This window comes from Kitasatospora sp. NPDC054795, from assembly GCF_053611565.1.
This window is the reverse complement of the sequence record NZ_JBSHAP010000003.1, coordinates 1-15,312: the sequence shown is the minus strand read 5'-3', so window position 1 is coordinate 15,312 and position 15,312 is coordinate 1. Positions and strand designations below refer to the sequence as shown.

12 protein-coding genes and 1 pseudogene are annotated in these 15,312 nt (G+C 74.1%); 7 read left to right on the top strand and 6 right to left on the bottom strand.

What is annotated here, in order from left to right; all coding sequences use genetic code 11:
• Positions 1–105: 105 nt before the first annotated feature.
• From ACWGJO_RS01610 to ACWGJO_RS01600, 3 genes and pseudogenes are all read left to right on the top strand, one after another.
• Positions 106–1,629: an APC family permease gene (locus ACWGJO_RS01610; RefSeq protein WP_452181641.1), complete on the top strand. Its 1,524-nt coding sequence runs from the start codon at positions 106–108 to the stop codon at positions 1,627–1,629.
• Positions 1,626–2,891, top strand: a complete 1,266-nt coding sequence (locus ACWGJO_RS01605; RefSeq protein WP_452181640.1) for a CoA transferase — start codon at positions 1,626–1,628, stop codon at positions 2,889–2,891. Before ACWGJO_RS01610 ends, ACWGJO_RS01605 begins: the two co-directional genes overlap by 4 nt.
• A pseudogene (locus tag ACWGJO_RS01600) lies at positions 2,888–3,109 on the top strand (acyl-CoA dehydrogenase family protein); the annotation flags it as partial. The gene ACWGJO_RS01605 and the pseudogene ACWGJO_RS01600, both read left to right, overlap by 4 nt.
• 146 nt (positions 3,110–3,255) lie before the next feature.
• Here the strand turns inward: ACWGJO_RS01600 and ACWGJO_RS01595 are convergent.
• From ACWGJO_RS01595 to ACWGJO_RS01575, 5 genes are all read right to left on the bottom strand, one after another.
• Positions 3,256–4,317: a hypothetical protein gene (locus ACWGJO_RS01595; protein WP_452181639.1), complete on the bottom strand. Its 1,062-nt coding sequence runs from the start codon at positions 4,315–4,317 to the stop codon at positions 3,256–3,258.
• Positions 4,318–4,508: 191 nt separating this feature from the next.
• The gene (locus ACWGJO_RS01590) at positions 4,509–6,113 is read right to left on the bottom strand and encodes an alpha-amylase family glycosyl hydrolase (RefSeq protein ID WP_452181638.1); all 1,605 of its coding nucleotides are present in this window, start codon (positions 6,111–6,113) and stop codon (positions 4,509–4,511) included.
• Positions 6,114–6,348: 235 nt separating this feature from the next.
• Complete coding sequence (locus tag ACWGJO_RS01585; RefSeq protein WP_452181637.1) at positions 6,349–7,092, bottom strand: bifunctional 4-hydroxy-2-oxoglutarate aldolase/2-dehydro-3-deoxy-phosphogluconate aldolase; 744 nt, start codon at positions 7,090–7,092, stop codon at positions 6,349–6,351.
• Positions 7,089–8,735: an N-acyl-D-amino-acid deacylase family protein gene (locus ACWGJO_RS01580; protein WP_452181636.1), complete on the bottom strand. Its 1,647-nt coding sequence runs from the start codon at positions 8,733–8,735 to the stop codon at positions 7,089–7,091. The genes ACWGJO_RS01585 and ACWGJO_RS01580 overlap by 4 nt, the downstream gene beginning before the upstream one ends.
• The gene (locus ACWGJO_RS01575) at positions 8,735–10,036 is read right to left on the bottom strand and encodes an amino acid deaminase (RefSeq protein WP_452181635.1); all 1,302 of its coding nucleotides are present in this window, start codon (positions 10,034–10,036) and stop codon (positions 8,735–8,737) included. Before ACWGJO_RS01575 ends, ACWGJO_RS01580 begins: the two co-directional genes overlap by 1 nt.
• 230 nt (positions 10,037–10,266) lie before the next feature.
• Here ACWGJO_RS01575 and ACWGJO_RS01570 point away from each other — a divergent pair, with 230 nt between their 5' ends.
• The 4 genes from ACWGJO_RS01570 to ACWGJO_RS01555 all read left to right on the top strand — a co-directional run bounded on the left by ACWGJO_RS01570 (position 10,267) and on the right by ACWGJO_RS01555 (position 13,506).
• Positions 10,267–11,406, top strand: coding sequence for a sugar kinase (locus tag ACWGJO_RS01570; protein WP_452181634.1), 1,140 nt, complete (start codon positions 10,267–10,269; stop codon positions 11,404–11,406).
• Positions 11,407–11,437: 31 nt separating this feature from the next.
• Positions 11,438–12,187, top strand: a complete 750-nt coding sequence (locus ACWGJO_RS01565) for an IclR family transcriptional regulator (protein ID WP_359907796.1) — start codon at positions 11,438–11,440, stop codon at positions 12,185–12,187.
• A gap of 34 nt (positions 12,188–12,221) precedes the next feature.
• Positions 12,222–12,650, top strand: coding sequence for a RidA family protein (locus tag ACWGJO_RS01560; RefSeq protein ID WP_359907799.1), 429 nt, complete (start codon positions 12,222–12,224; stop codon positions 12,648–12,650).
• A 136-nt stretch (positions 12,651–12,786) separates the two neighbouring features.
• Positions 12,787–13,506: a DUF2470 domain-containing protein gene (locus tag ACWGJO_RS01555; RefSeq protein ID WP_452181633.1), complete on the top strand. Its 720-nt coding sequence runs from the start codon at positions 12,787–12,789 to the stop codon at positions 13,504–13,506.
• A 64-nt stretch (positions 13,507–13,570) separates the two neighbouring features.
• On the opposite strand, the gene ACWGJO_RS01550 is transcribed toward ACWGJO_RS01555, so the two are convergent.
• Positions 13,571–15,121, bottom strand: coding sequence for an APC family permease (locus tag ACWGJO_RS01550; protein WP_452181632.1), 1,551 nt, complete (start codon positions 15,119–15,121; stop codon positions 13,571–13,573).
• Positions 15,122–15,312 lie beyond the last annotated feature (191 nt).

Sequence of the window (15,312 nt, the reverse complement as noted above, 5' to 3'; positions counted from 1 at the left end):
ACTCTTGCCCGTAGAAACTCAATCTCGTATGTTTTCCCGCAACCTCGGCCCGAGCCGCACCCCGCAGTGCCCCCACGCATCACGACACGTTCCCAGGAGCAGGTCATGACCGATGCCAGTGCACGTGCCACCGTCCACTCCCCCGACCCGGACGCCGAACGGCTGGCCGCCCTCGGCTACACCTCCGAGTTCAAGCGCGACATGAGCCTCTGGGCGAACTTCTCGCTCGGCTTCACCTATCTCTCCCCAGTCGTTGGCGTGTACACACTCTTCGCCACCTCACTTCAGACCGCCGGGCCGCCGATGGTCTGGAGCTTCCTGATCGCGGGCGTCGGCCAGCTGCTGGTGGCCCTGGTGTTCAGCGAGGTGGTCGCCCAGTTCCCGGTGGCCGGCGGAGTGTACCCGTGGGCGCGCCGGCTCTGGGGCCGCACCTGGGGCTGGCTGACCGGCTGGACCTACCTGCTGGCACTGATGTCCACCATCGCGGCCGTCTCCTACGGCGCCGGCCCGTACGTGGCCGCCCTGCTGGGCGTCGAGCCGAGCACCGCGACGACCGTCTGGTGCGCACTGGGCCTGCTGGCGCTCGCCACCGTGATCAACCTCGGCGGCACCCGGGTGCTGTCGGCGGCGGCCGTGTTCGGCTTCGCCGCCGAGTTGCTCGGCGCCCTGGCGGTCGGCGCCTGGCTGCTGCTGACGCACCGCTACCACGGCCTCGGCGTGGTCCTCGACCGCTTCGGCGCGGGCGGCGACGGCGACTACTCCGACGCCTTCCTGGCCGCCGGGCTGATCGCGGTCTTCCTGTTCTTCGGCTTCGAGGCCTGCGGCGACGTCGCCGAGGAGGTGCCGGACCCGGGTCGACAGATCCCCAAGTCGATGCGGCGCACCATCTACGTGGGCGGCGCTGCGGCGATCGGGGTCAGCCTGGCCCTGGTGATGTCGATCCAGGACATCGGCGCGGTGGTCTCCGGCGACGACAAGGATCCGGTCGCCAAGGTGCTGCACGACGCCTTCGGCGCGGTCGGCGCCCGGGTGGTGATCGGCGTGGTCCTGATCTCCTTCCTGTCCTGCGTGCTCAGCCTCCAGGCGGCGGCGAGCCGGCTCGCCTACTCCTTCGCCCGGGACCGGATGATCGTGGGCAGCCGGCTGCTGGCCACCGTCTCGGACCGGCTGCGGGTGCCGCCGTACGCGCTGCTGCTCGCCGCGGCGCTGCCCGGTGTGATCATCGTGGGTGCCTCGGCGCTCTCCGAGGGCGCCCTCACGAAGATCATCTCCTTCTCCAGCATCGGCATCTACCTGGCCTTCCAGATGGTGGTGCTGGCCGCCCTGCGGGCCCGGCTGCGCGGCTGGCGCCCGAGCGGGGACTTCCGGCTCGGCCACTGGGGCCTGGCGGTGAACATCGGCGCGCTGGTCTACGGCCTCGCCGCGATCGTCAACATCTGCTGGGGCCGCACCCCGGACGCCGCCTGGTACGACAACTACCTCGTGCTGCTCTCGGCGGTGATCGTGCTCGCGGCCGGCGGCCTCTACCTCCTGCTCGCCCGCCCGCACCTGCGCGGCGACGCCCCCTCGGGCGACGCGACGGCCACGCCCGGGGCCACCTCCGCCGAACCGGCCCGGGGGCGGGCATGACCGGGCTCCCGCTGGACGGCGTCCTGGTCGCCGACTTCGGCCGGGTGCTCGCCGCGCCCTACCTGACCATGCTGCTGGCCGACCTCGGCGCCGACGTGATCAAGGTCGAGCAGCCCGGCACCGGCGACGACACCCGCGCCTGGGGCCCGCCGCACGCCCAGGGCGAGGCCACCTACTTCCTCTCCGTCAACCGCAACAAGCGCTCCCTCACCCTCGACCTGCGCGAACCGGCCGACCATGCCCGCGCCGTCGAACTCGTCCGCCGCGCCGACGTGCTGGTGGAGAACTTCCGCCCCGGCACGATGGCCCGCCACGGCCTCGGCCCGGACCGCGCCCAGGCCCTCAACCCGCGGCTCGTCTACTGCTCGATCACCGGCTTCGGCCCCGGCAAGGGCGCCGAACTGCCCGGCTACGACCTGCTGGTGCAGGCCGTCGGCGGACTGATGTCGGTGACCGGCCCGGCCCCCGGCGAACCGGCGAAGACCGGCGTCGCGCTGGTGGACGTGCTGACCGGGCTGCACGCGGCGGTCGGCGTGCTGGCCGCACTGCGCGAGCGCGAGACCACCGGCCGGGGCCAGCTGGTGGAGCTGAACCTGCTCTCCACGCTGCTTTCCGGCCTGGTCAACCAGTCCGCCGGCTACACCCTGGCCGGCGCGGTGCCGGGCATCCTCGGCAACCGCCACCCGTCCATCGCCCCCTACGAAGTGTTCACCGCCGCCGACCGCCCGCTGGTCGTCGCGGTCGGCAACGACCGGCAGTTCGCCGCGCTCTGCCGGGGCGTGGGCGCTCCCGAGCTGGCCGCCGACCCCCGCTTCGCCACCAACTCCGACCGGGTCGCGCACGTCACCGTGCTGGCCCGCGAGCTCACCGCCCGGCTCGAACGCCGCACCGCCGCCGAGTGGTTCGCGGTGCTCACCCCGCTCGGCGTGCCCTGCGGCCCGGTCAACGACCTGGCCGAGGCCTTCGACCTCGCCGACTCGCTCGGCCTGCGACCCCGGGCGCCGCTGCCCGGCCCGGACGGCCGCCCGCTGGACCTGGTCGCCAACCCGATCGGCCTCTCCCGCACCCCGCCCCGCTACCAGCTGCCCCCGCCCCGGCTCGGCGAGCACACCGCCGAACTCACCGCCTGGCTGGACACCCCGCACGACCGGCCGCCGCACGGCGGGTCTCCCTACGAGCAGCCTCCGCACGAGCAGCCTCCGCACGACCGGCCGCCGCACAACCCTCCCCCGCACGACCAGGGCTTCGAGGACCGCCCATGAGCACCCCGCACGGCACCGGCACCGCCATGTCCGACCCGCTCGACCTGATCGACTTCGCCACCCTCCTCACCGAGGAGGAGCGCGAGATCCGGGCCACCGTCGCCCGGTTCCTCGCCGACCGGGTCCGCCCGCACCTGCCGGAGTGGTTCGACAACGCCCACTCCGCCCGCGAACTCGCCTCCGACCACGGCGCGTTGGGCCTGCTCGGCATGCACCTGGAGGGCTACGGCCGCGCGCCCCGGGCACGCCCCCCGGGACGCGCCGAGGCCCGCGTCCGGCTTGTCCAGAGCCGGGCGCGGGCCGCCCCGTTCCCACCCGGTACCAATGCCCGTGGCGCCGGGTGGAGTCCCTACGGGGAGTCCGGTCAGACCGCGACCGTCTCCTCCATCTCCTCCTCGGCCTCCTCGGCCTCCTGCGGCGCCTCCACCGGACGGCGCCCACGCCCCTCGTACATGGCCGCGGCCACCAGGGCGGCCCCGCCGAGCAGCAGCCAGACCAGCAGGGTCACAACGTGCCCGCCGAGGCCCGCGCCGCCGTCGAAGTACATGATGCTGCGCGCGCCTTCCAGGAAGCCCGCGCCCGTCCAGAAGCCGTGCAGGCCACCGAAGAACCCGTTCTGCAGCTCGGGCCGATAGATGCCGCCGGAGGAGGTGAAGTTCAGCATCACGAACAGCACCATCAGGGCCAGTGTGGTCCACTTCTTCAGGAAGCTGTGCAGGCCGATGCCGATCAGCACGATGCCCGCCGAGTAGAGCCAGCCGAGCGCCCAGATCGCCGCGCAGTCGTGGTCGACCACGTGGAAGACCGGCCCGGCGGTGACGATCCCGATCACGCTGACCACCAGCGAGACGGCCACTCCGACCAGTGCCCGGATCTTCACGCTCAGCCCCGCGCCGGCCGCGCCGATCGCCGCGACGCTGGCGTAGGAGCCGATGCTCAGCGCGACCAGCAGGAAGAACAGGCCCTGTCCGGTCGGGTCGCCCTTGGCCGGGGTGGTCAGGTCGGTCACGTGCAGCGGCACGCCCTGCCTGTCGGTGACGTTGGTGAACACCGCGGTGGCGGCCACCACGGAGGTGTCCGAGTTACCCTTGGCGACGATCAGTTCGGGGCTCTTGGCATCCGGGACGAAGGCGCCCACCAGGTCCCGGTCGCGCAGCTGCTGCTCGGCGGCGGCCCGGTCGTCCACGGTGCGGACGTCGAGCGCGTCCCCGGCCTTGCCCTGGATCGCCTGCGCCAGGCCCTGCGCCTGCGGCGTGGTGCCGACCACGGCCACCTTGAGGTGGTGCGGCTCGGGCTGGTGGAAGGCGCCCTGGTAGGCGAGCGCCATGCCCAGGCACATCAGCAGCGGGGTGATCAGGTGGATGGCCAGGTGCTTGAGCGAGTGCCCCAGGGTGGGCGCTGCGGCGGGGTTCCGGGGTGTGCTCATGGCGTTCGTACCGTCCTCCGGTGGTGTCTCTCGGTGACGAGAAGGTGGTAAATACAACCAATGCAGATGGTAAATGCAACCATCTATCGATGTAGCTTACAACTGTCCGACATCATTCGGAAGCCTGGCCGCCGACCGGCCACCGACCGGCCACCGACCGACCGGCGGCCAGGCCCTGCCCGGGGCGACCGTCAGCCCAGCTCGAACACCCCGTACGAGAACCCGTCCGCCCGCAGCTCACCGTCCACCAGCCGCACGCCCTGCACCTCCAGCGGCCGGACGCCCCGCGCCCACCGGTCACCCTCCGGCAGGCCCGGCAGCCGTACGGACGCCGGCTCCCGGCCCGGGTTGACCGCCACCAGGTACCGCCCGGCCCGGGTGTACACCAGCGGGTAGCCGGCGTGGCGGACCTCCAGCCCGCCGGCCGCGCCAAGCCCCGGGTGCGCCCGGCGCAGTGCGATCAGCCGCCGCACGGTGTGCAGCAGCGAGGTCGGGTCGGCGCGCTGGGAGAGCACGTCCGGGCGGTGCGGGTCCGGGTCCACCGGCAGGTACAGCCGCTCGGGCGGGGCGCTGGAGAAGCCCGCGGTCGGGCCGGGCGTCCACTGCATCGGGGTGCGCGAGCCGGCCCGGTTGAACCGCGGGCCGAGCACGCTGCCCTCGGTGTCGGGCAGGCCCGGCAGGTAGCGCATACCGATCTCGTCGCCGTAGTAGACGGCCGGGAGGGTGGGCCAGGTGAGCAGGAAGGCGAAGGCCGGGGCGAGTTGCTCCGCGCCGCGCGGGCCGGTGGCCAGGCGGGAGAAGTCGTGGTTGGCGGTGGGCAGCACGATGTGCCCGCCGCCCTCGGTGAGTTCGGCCGCCGAGCGCCAGGCGTCCAGGAAGGGCTGCGGGGTGCCGCGGCCCTCGGCCTCGAAGTAGCAGGCCTCCTGGTGCCAGAACTCCTCGACCGTCCCGCCGTTGTTGTTCCAGAGCGAGCGCAGCGGCAGCCCGTGGTCCTCCCCGCCGAAGTGCAGGAAGAAGTCCGCGTGGAAGCCCGCCGCGACGGCGGCGGCCGGGTCGCCCCACTCGGCGAGCAGGGCGGCCTCGGGGTGGCCGCGGTCCAGCCAGTCGCGCAGCTCGGTCCAGAGCTTGGCGGTCTCCGCCTTGCCCGGGTCGTCCTTGACCAGCGAGTACGCCATGTCCACCCGGAAGCCGGACACCCCGAGGCCGAGCCAGTGCGCCATGATCGCGCGCAGCGCCGCCCGGTTGGCGCGCGGGCCGTCCGCGTCCACCGCCTGCCGCCAGGGCTCCTCCGAACTGCTGCGCGCGTAGCCGAAGTTGAGCGCCGGCTGACAGTCGAAGAAGTTCGGCCGGTACCAGCCGGGGCGGCTGCCGGGCGAGGCCACGAAACCGTCCACCGGGCGGTCGGACCAGATGTAGCGGTGGTCGGACGGGTCCTCGGCGGAGACCAGGAACCAGGGGTGGCGGTCGGAGGTGTGCCCGGCCACCAGGTCCAGCAGGACCCTGATCCCCCTGCGGCGGGCGGCCTCGACCAGGGCCACCAGGTCATCGGTGCCGCCGTAGCGCGGGGCGGGGGCGAGGTAGTCGGTGACGTCGTACCCGGCGTCGCGGAACGGCGAGGCGAAACAGGGGTTGAGCCAGACGGTGTCGATGCCGAGCCAGGCGAGGTGATCCAGGTGCCCGGCGATGCCGGCGAAGTCGCCTATGCCGTCGCCGTCGGAGTCGGCGAAGCTCTGCGGGTAGATCTGGTACAGCACGGCGTCGGCGAGCCAGTCGGGGCCGGGGCGGGTCGAGGTCATGGGTGGTTCCTCCTGCCGGGATCCGGGGGCCCGGGGCTGGCCGGGCGGGGCTGAGCCGGGACGGGCTCGGCCGGGGCCGAGCCGGGTGCCCCCGATTCTCGTCCAATCCCGGCCGTCCCGACAGCCCGCCTCGCCCCGTCACCGCCTTCTTCACGGGGCCCGCACCCGCGCTGCCTTCTTCACGGGACCCGCATCCGCGCTGCGTTCTTCACGGGACCCGCGGCGACGGCGCCCCCTACGAGGCCGCCGCCGCGCAGGCCGACGTGAACGCCCGGGCCCGCCGGGTGATCTCCGCCCAGTCCCCCGCCGCGACCACGTCCGGCGGCACCACGTCCGTCCCCGCGCAGACCGCGAGCGCGCCGTGCGCCAGGAACTCGGCGGCGTTGCCCGCGTTCACCCCGCCGGAGGCCACCAGCGGCACGTCGGGGTAGGGGCCGTGCAGGTCCTTGAAGTAGCCGGGGCCGAACGCCCGGGCCGGGAAGATCTTGACGGCGGCGGCGCCGAGGTCCACCGCGTGCGCGACCTCGGTCGGGGTGAGCGCCCCGAGTACCACCGGCACCCCGGCGGCGGCCGCCGCCTCGGCGACCTCGGGCCGGCAGCCGGGGGTGACCAGGAAGGCCGCCCCCGCCTCGACCCCGCGCCGGGCCTGCTCCGCGGTCAGCACCGTCCCGAGGCCGACCCGCCAGCCGGCCTTCGACGCCTTCTGTAGATGGTCCGTCACATTCGGTGTGGTGCAGGTGAATTCGGTGAGGTTGATGCCTCCCTCGGCGAGGGCGGCGCAGAGCGCGGCGGCGTCCGGGATCCGGGGTGCGCGGACCACCGCGATCACCGGGTCGTCGCGCAGGAAGGAGCAGCCGGCAGCGGCGGCGGAACCGGTCGCGGAAAGATCGGCGGTCGCGGAAAGATCGGTCGCAAGCGGACCGGTCGCGGACGGACCGGCCGGGGCCGGGAGATCGGTCGGGGCGGAGAGCTCGGTCATATGGCCAGGGTTCCTCGATCGGTGCGGCGCAGGGCGCGCCCGGGCCGGGCGCCGGTGGTGCGACCCTGCCGGACGACGGCGGTGCCGTTGACGTACACGTACTCGATGCCCTCGGCGGGCAGCCGGGGGCGCTCGAAGGTGGCGGCGTCCCGGACCTTGTCGGGGTCGAGGAGCACCAGGTCGGCGTGGTGGCCGGGGGCGATCCGGCCGCGCCGGTCCAGCCCCAGCCGGGCGGCCGGGCGGCCGGTCATCCGGGCGATCGTCTCCTCCAGCGTCAGCACGCCCAACTCCCGGCTGTAGTGGCCGAGGTAGCGGGGGAAGGTGCCCCAGGCCCGTGGGTGCGGCCGGGCCCCGACCAGCAGTCCGTCGCTGCCGACGGTGTGCGCGGGGTGGCGCATGATGGCCCGGACGTTCTCCTCGTGCCCGACGTGCTGGAGGATCGTGGTGGACAGTTCGTCCCGGCGCAGCAGGTCCAGGAACACCTCGGTGCCGGTCCGCTCCTCCTCCTCGGCCAGTTCGGCGACGGTGCGGCCGACCGCGCCGTCGAGCACGGCCGAGCGGACGCCGGAGATCTGGATCGTCGTCCAGTCGGTGACCACGCCGTGGCAGCCGTCGCTGCCCTTCTCCTCCACCTCGTACCGGATCCTCGCGCACTGCGCGGGGTCGGCGAGCCGCGCCAGCGTCGCGGCCGGGCCGCCCTCGGTGGCCCAACTCGGCAGCAGGGCGGCCAGGGTGGTGGATCCGGGCAGGTAGGGGTAGCTGTCCAGGGTGAGGTCGACGCCGTCGGCGAGCGCCCGGTCGAGAAGATCCAGCAGCTCGCCGGCCCGGCCCCGGTTGACCCCGAAGTTCATCGTGGCGTGGGTCAGGTGCAGCGCGCAGCCGCTCCGCCGGGCGATCTCCACCATCTCCGCGTAGCCCTCCAACGCCCCGGCACCGTACGAGCGTTGGTGCGGGGCGTGGAAGCCGCCGTAGGCCGCGACGACGGTGCACAGCTCGATCAGCTCGGCGGTGTCGGCGTACATCCCGGGGGTGTAGCTGAGGCCACTGGACATGCCGACCGCGCCGTCCAGCAGGCTCTTCGCCAGCACCTGCCGCATCCGGTCGAGTTCGCCCGGGGTGGGCGGACGGTCGGCCCACCCCATGGCGAGCATCCGCAGCGTTCCGTGCGGGACGAGGTAGCAGGCGTTGACGGCCGTACCGGTGCGGTCGATCCGGTCCAGGTAGCCGGCGACGTCCCGCCAGTCCCATTCGAAGCCGTCCGGATCGCCGTTCCAGCCCGCTATCTGGCGGCGCAGCGCGGGCAGCGTGACGTCGTCCACCGGGGCGTAGGACAGGCCGTCCTGGCCGAGGACCTCGCAGGTGACGCCCTGGGTGACCTTGGCCGGGTGCTCGGGTTCGAGCAGCAGGGCGAGGTCGGAGTGGGCGTGCATGTCGATGAAGCCGGGGGCCAGTACCAGGCCGTCGGCGTCCACCTGGTCGGGCGCGTCGAGGCCCTCGCCGATTTCGGTGATCAGACCGTCGGCGATCCGGACGTCGGCCCGGTAGCGCTCCGCGCCGGTGCCGTCCACCACGGTGGCACCCCGGAAGACCGTCGCGCCGCCGCCGTCCCGCCCACGCCTGGAGCCCGTTCTCTCCCCGGACATCAGAAGAACGTCCTGACCAGGCCGGTGACCTTCGGCTCGGCCGCGTCCGCGGAGTCCAGCACCGGGATCGCCGTCCACTTGTCGAAGGCCGTGCACGGGTGCGAGACGCCCAGTCGCAGCACCGCGCCGATCGGCGCGAGGTCGCCCGCGTCGCGCAGGAAGGCGTGCTGGTCGTTGAGCGCGGTGACCCGCGCCGCCGTTCCGGTCAACTCCGCACCGCCGCGGACCCGTTGCGGCTCGGGCAGGCCCTCGTCGAAGGGCAGGTCGCGCTTGCCGGCGTCCAGCAGCGCGAGCTGCGGCTCGGGCCGGGACACCACCCGGGCCCAGCCGTGCAGCGCGCCGCGGAACGGCGTCCGCCCACCGTCCCGGGCGAGCGGCGAGATGCCCCGGTAGAAGCCGTCGTCGTGGGCGATGTACGCGCCCGAGCGCAGCACCGTGAACGCCTCCGGCAGGCCCGCCAGCTCCTCGACCACCAGGTCGAAGTAGGCGCTGCCGCCGGCCGAGACCACCGGCCGGGTGCCGTCCGGGTAGGCGCTCGCCAGCCGGCCGTGCAGGTCGCCCAGCTCCCGCAGGTAGCGGCGGACGGCGGCCAGCCCCTCCGCCGAGGCGTCGTGCGCGATCGCGCCCTCGTAGCCGCCGACGCCCGCCAGGCGCAGGGTGGGGGCGCGCAGCACGGCGGCGGCGACCTCGACGGCGGCGTCCACCCCGCGGGCTCCGGTCCGTCCGCCGGGGCCGCCGAGCTCGACCAGCACCTCGACCGGCCGCTCGGCGCCGGCGGCGCGCAGCGCCTCGTCCATCAGCCGGACGCTCTCGGTGGAGTCGACCCAGGACAGGAAGGCGAAGTCCGGGTCGGCGGCGAGTTCGTCGGCGATCCAGGCGAGGCCGGCCGGGTCGAGCAGGGTGTTGGCGAGCAGGATGCGCTGCACCCCGAAGGCCCGGGCGACCCGCACCTGGGGCAGGTTGGCGAGGGTGATGCCGTGGCTGCTGGCGTCGAGCTGCGCCTGCCAGAGGGCGGGCGCCATGGTGGTCTTGCCGTGCGGGGCGAGCGCGACGCCCGCCTTGGCGCACCAGTCGGCCATGGTGCGGACGTTGTGGTCGACGGCTGCGCCGTCGAGGGTGAGCATCGGGGTGCCGAGCGAGGAGAGGGTGGGGCCGGTGGCGAGCCATTCCCGGGTGCTGCGGCCCCACGACTGCGGTGGAGCGGCTTTGAACCGCCAGTCGAGCGGTTCGTCGGCCAGGGCGGCCACCGCGCCACGGGCGATGCCCGGTCCGGTGACACTGCTTGCGAAGGTCTGCTCCACCGTGTTCCTCCATCCGCACAGGTTGCAACATGCGCAACGAGGGTTGCACATGCTGGCAACACGGTTCTAGCATCGGCGCCGGATCAAGGTCAACGGACCCGACTCCCGGTCAACGGGGTCGGCTCACGTGAGCGCTCTCGGACGACGCGGCACTCACACGCTCGCACGCAGCGGAGTCGACCCGGTGGGCCCGCTCTCGACGGAACGGCCGCAGACGAGGAGCCCCGCACATGCCGCGACAGGACACCCAGGGCCCGACCCGCCCCGGCCCTCCCCCGACGGCCGTGTGCGTGGGCGAGTCGATGGCCGTCCTGCTGCCGGACCGCCCGGGCCCGTTGGAGTCGGTGGAGAGCTTCCGGCTCTCGGTCGGCGGAGCGGAGTCCAACGTGGCGGGCGCACTGGCCGCCCACGGCGTGCCGACCGCCTGGATCAGCCGGGTCGGCGACGACGGCTTCGGCCGCCGGCTGCTCGCCGAGGTGGCCGCCCGCGGCGTGGACGTCTCGGCGGTCGCGGTCGACCCGCACCGCCCGACCGGCCTCTACCTCAAGGAGGTCGGCGGAAGCACCGGCGACCACCACGACCTCGGGCCCGGCCGCAGCCGGCTGCACTACCACCGGCGCGGCTCCGCGGCCGCCGCGCTCTCCCCCGACCTGCTCGCCGACCCGGCCGCCGCCGCCCTGCTGGCCGGCGCCCGGCTGCTGCACCTGTCCGGGATCACCGCCGCGCTCTCCGACGACTGCCTCGCCCTGCTGCGCGCCCTGCTCGCCGACCGCCGACCGCACCGCCTGGTCAGCTTCGACCTCAACTGGCGCCCCTCGCTCTGGCGCGAGCGCGACCCGGCCGTGCTGCCGCCGCTGCTGGACGCCGCCGACCTGCTGCTGCTCGGCGCCGACGAGGCCGAGGCCGCCTTCGGCACCGGCGACCCGGCCGCCCTGCGCCGCCGCTTCCCCGCCCCGGCCACCCTCGTGGTCAAGGACGCCGCCCGCCAGGTGACCGCCCTGGAACGGGACGGCACGGCGGTCACCGAGCCGGCCCTCGCGGTCGAGGTGGTCGAGGCGACCGGCGCGGGCGACGCCTTCGCGGCCGGCTACCTGGCCGGCACCGTCCGGGGCCTGGACCAGCGGCGCCGACTGCGGCTCGGCCACCTGAGCGCCGCCTGCGCGCTGACCGCCCACGGCGATCAGGCCGAGCTGCCGGACGCCGCCGTGGTGGCCGCGCTGCTCGACGCCTCGCCCGCCCAGTGGGCCGCCACCCGGGTCACCGCGGAGGGCATCACCGGCCCGGCCCTGCCCACCGAAAGCGCGCGCCCCGCCGGCCGCACACCGTCCGCCGGACCGCCGCCGTCCGCCGACCGGGCCCGGGCACAATGAGCGGGAACCCCGGCCCTCGAAGCGGAGCACGATGAGTCAGACCGTCACCCGCGCCCTGCGCATCCTCGCCGAGCTCGGCGAGGGCGAGCGTTCCCTCGACCAGCTCGCCGAGGTGCTCGGCGTCCACAAGACGACCGTCCTCCGACTGCTCCAGAGTCTCGAAGAGGAACGATTCGTCTATCGCGACGCGAGCTACCGCTACCACCTGGGCGCCGGCCTCTTCGCACTCTCCGGCCTGGCCCTGGAGCAGCGCGGCGTGCGCCGGATCGCCGCCCCGCACCTGGCCGAGCTGAACGCCGCCACCGGCCAGACCGTGCACCTGGCCGCCTACGAGGGCGGCGAGGTGGTCTACATCGACAAGTTCGACTCCCGCCACCCGGTGCGGATGTACTCCCGGATCGGCCTGCGCGCCGCCCTGCACAGCGCCGCCGTCTCCAAGGTGCTGCTCGCCGACCTGCCGCTGCCCGAGCGGCGCCGGGTGGTGGCCGGGATCGACTTCACCCCGCACACCGCGCGCACCCTGACCACCCCCGAGGCCCTGCTCGCCGAGCTGGAGAAGGTCGCCGCCCAGGGCTGGGCACAGGACCACGCCGAGCACGAGGCCTTCATCAACTGCGTGGCCGCGCCCGTCCGGGACGCCAGCGGCCGGGTGGTGGCCGCCGCCTCGATCTCCGTCCCGGACGTCGTCCTGCCGTACGAGCAGGTGCTGGACCTGCTCCCGCAGCTGCTCGCCACCACCCGCGCCGTCTCGGCCGACTGCGGCCGCCCCGACCACAACTGACGAACCGTCGACACAGTTAAGGAATCCGAATCCCATGACCTCCGAGCACCTCCGGAACGGCGAGAAGACCGAGATCCGCACCGACGGCGCCCCTGCTCCCGCCTGGATGTTCTCCCAGGGCGTCCGCAAGGGTCCGATCCTCCAGGTCTCCGGCCAGGGCCCGCAGGACCCGGCCACCGGCGAGTACCTGCACCACGGCGACGTGAAGGCGCAGACCCGCCGCACCCTGGAGAACGTCAAGGCCATCGTCGAGGCCGGCGGCGCCACCGTCGAGGACGTGGTGATGTTCCGCGTCTACCTGACCAAGCGCGCCGACTTCCCACTGATGAACGAGGTCTACGCCGAGTTCATCGACGAGAACATCAAGCCCGGCGGCGTGAAGCCGTGCCGCACCACCGTCTTCGTCGAGCTGCCGCAGGAGCCGATGCTGGTCGAGATCGACGCCCAGGCCGTCGTCGGCTGACGCACCGCCGCACCGCCGCACCGAGGGGCCCGGACGCCACAGTCGCATCCGGGCCCCTCGCCCGTCCGGCGGCCTGCTTGCCACACCCCCACCCGCACATTAGGTTAGGCTCACCTAACCAACTGGAGGTCCGTTCATGAGCCTGCCCACCGGCGACACCGAGGTCCCCGAGCCCACCACCGCCGAACGGATCCACAGCCTGCTCGGCACGACCTCCTCGCTCACCGTCCGCGCCCTCGGCGAGCACCACCACCTGAACACCCCGGTCTCCGTGCACGGTTCCCGGCTGCGCCTGCGCACCGCCCTGGACGACCCGCTCACCACGGCCGTCATCGGCGCCGCCGACGGTCTCGCCGTCGTCCTCGACGTCACCGACATCGCCCCCGTCGCCGTCCGCGACCGGGTCCGCGCCCGCCTCACCCTGGCCGGCCGGCTCCACCTGGCCCACCTCGCCGACGACGGCCTCGGCGTGCACCTGCGGGTGGACGTCGCCCACGCCGTTCTCGCCACCCCGTACGGCACCGGCGCGACTACCGCCGCCGACCTCGCGCTCGCCGGCCCCGACCCGCTGGCCCGGCACGAGGCCGCGCTGCTCACCCACTTCGCCGACGACCACGCCGAGGCGCTCGACGTCCTGACCCGGCTGCTCGACCCGGCCGTGCTCACCCACGACCCCGAGGTCCGCCCGCTCGCCCTGGACCGCTACGGCCTCGTACTGCGCCTGGACCACCCGCACGGCCACCGCGACGTCCGCCTGGTCTTCCCCGAACCGGCCCGGGACACCGAGGACTTCGGCCACCAGATGCACGCGCTGCTGGCCGCCGCCCAGTACGGCCTGCCGGTCCACCGGCGCTGAACCCGGCGCACCGCGAGCGCCGCCCGGTCACCGCTCGACCGCACCCCCAGCACCACCCGCCCGGTCACCGCTCGACCGCGTCCTCCAGCACCACCCGCCCGATCCGCGCGTACAGCTCCGGCCGCCAACGGCGCACCGCCAGCGCCAGCCCGACCCCGCCCGCGAACACCCCGATCACCAGGTACGGGATCAGCCGGAACAGCAGCGTGTGCGCCGCCTCCCCGGCCGCGGCGTCCCTGTTGAGCACCAGCAGCACCACCACCCCGGCCATCGCCACCCCGCCCACCAGCGGTGCGACCAGCGTCCGGAACCAGTGCGCGGTCTCCGGGTGCCGCCCCCGCACGTGGAAGTACCCGACCACGGCGAAGGAGCAGAGCGTCTGCACGACCAGGATCGCCATCGTCCCGAGCAGCGCCAGCAGCGTGTACAGGTGCGCGTACGGGTCCATCCCGGCCGCCAGGAACCCCGCCACCAGCCCCACCGCGATCACCGACTGCACCACCGAGGCGACGTGCGGCGAACCGTGCCGCGCATGGGTGCGGCCGAGCGCCGGGTGCAGCAGCCCCTCCCGGCCGATCGCGTACAGGTACCGGGCCGCGCACTGGTGGAAGGCCATCGCGCAGGCGAACGAGCCGGTGACGACCAGCCATTGGAACACCTTCACCGCCCAGGCCCCCAGGTGTGCGCCGAGCGGGTCGAAGAACAGGCTGTTGCCGTCCTTGCCCGGCACGGCGCCGCTCGCCACCGCGACCGCCCGCCCGACCCCGTTGCCGGACACGATCATCCAGGACACGAAGACGTAGAGCAGTCCGACACCGATCACCGACACCAGGGTCGCCCGCGGCACCACCCGCTTGGGGTCGCGGGACTCCTCGCCGTACATCGCGGTGGACTCGAATCCCACCCAGGACCAGAACGCGAAGAACAGGCCGAGCCCGGCCGCCGCCGCGCCCGAACTCCCCACCCCCCTCAGCGCGTTCAGCGGGTTCACGGCCTCGACCACGATCCCGTCCGGCCCGCCGCCGGAGAACAGCACCGCGAACGAGACCGCCCCCAGCACCCCGATCTCCAGCACCAGCGCGACCCCGAGCACCTTGGCCGTCAGGTGCAGGTCGAACCAGGCCATCACCCCGATCACCGTCGCCCCGAACAGCGCGTACCAGCCCCAGCCCAGGTCCGCCCCCAGCTGCGAACGGACCAGTCCGCGCAGCGAGTACGCGAAGAAGCCGAGGGCCGAGGCTTCGGTGACGACGTACGCCAGCACCGCGAGCAGCCCCGAGGCCATCCCGACCACCCGGCCCAGCCCGTGCGAGACGTAGCCGTAGAACGCGCCGGCCGCGGTGATGTGCCGGGCCATCGCCACGTAGCCGACCGAGAACACCGTCAGCACCACGGTCGCCACGATGTACGCGGCGGGCGCGCCGGCGCCGTTGCCCTGCCCGACGATGATCGGCAGGTTGCCCGTCATCGCGGTGATCGGGGCCGCGGTGGCGAGTGCCATGAACACCACGCCGACCAGGCCGACCGAGTCCGCCTTCAGCCGGTCGACGCCGCCCGTCCCCGGCCGCTCCCGCCCGGCCCTCTCCCCCGCCACGCCCCCGCTCCGGACCGCCATCCGGCCTCCTCGCCTCCCGGACCCGCCCGACCGCCGGACCGGCCGGACGCTGACCGTCCGACAGCATGGCGCGCCGGAGCAGCCCCGTGATCGGGCCGACGGCCCGCCGGAGCGGTCGGGTTGACGCCGCGTTCGACCGGTCGAACGGCGCTCCGGAACCCGCAGGAAGGGCGGGGCGCGACCGGGCGGGT

Coding starts and splice junctions, on each gene's coding strand:
- ACWGJO_RS01610 (WP_452181641.1), top strand. CDS start 106: ATGACCGATGCCAGTGCACGTGCCACCGTCCACTCCCCCGACCCGGAC.
- ACWGJO_RS01605 (WP_452181640.1), top strand. CDS start 1,626: ATGACCGGGCTCCCGCTGGACGGCGTCCTGGTCGCCGACTTCGGCCGG.
- ACWGJO_RS01595 (WP_452181639.1), bottom strand. CDS start 4,317: ATGAGCACACCCCGGAACCCCGCCGCAGCGCCCACCCTGGGGCACTCG.
- ACWGJO_RS01590 (WP_452181638.1), bottom strand. CDS start 6,113: ATGACCTCGACCCGCCCCGGCCCCGACTGGCTCGCCGACGCCGTGCTG.
- ACWGJO_RS01585 (WP_452181637.1), bottom strand. CDS start 7,092: ATGACCGAGCTCTCCGCCCCGACCGATCTCCCGGCCCCGGCCGGTCCG.
- ACWGJO_RS01580 (WP_452181636.1), bottom strand. CDS start 8,735: ATGTCCGGGGAGAGAACGGGCTCCAGGCGTGGGCGGGACGGCGGCGGC.
- ACWGJO_RS01570 (WP_452181634.1), top strand. CDS start 10,267: ATGCCGCGACAGGACACCCAGGGCCCGACCCGCCCCGGCCCTCCCCCG.
- ACWGJO_RS01565 (WP_359907796.1), top strand. CDS start 11,438: ATGAGTCAGACCGTCACCCGCGCCCTGCGCATCCTCGCCGAGCTCGGC.
- ACWGJO_RS01560 (WP_359907799.1), top strand. CDS start 12,222: ATGACCTCCGAGCACCTCCGGAACGGCGAGAAGACCGAGATCCGCACC.
- ACWGJO_RS01555 (WP_452181633.1), top strand. CDS start 12,787: ATGAGCCTGCCCACCGGCGACACCGAGGTCCCCGAGCCCACCACCGCC.
- ACWGJO_RS01550 (WP_452181632.1), bottom strand. CDS start 15,121: ATGGCGGTCCGGAGCGGGGGCGTGGCGGGGGAGAGGGCCGGGCGGGAG.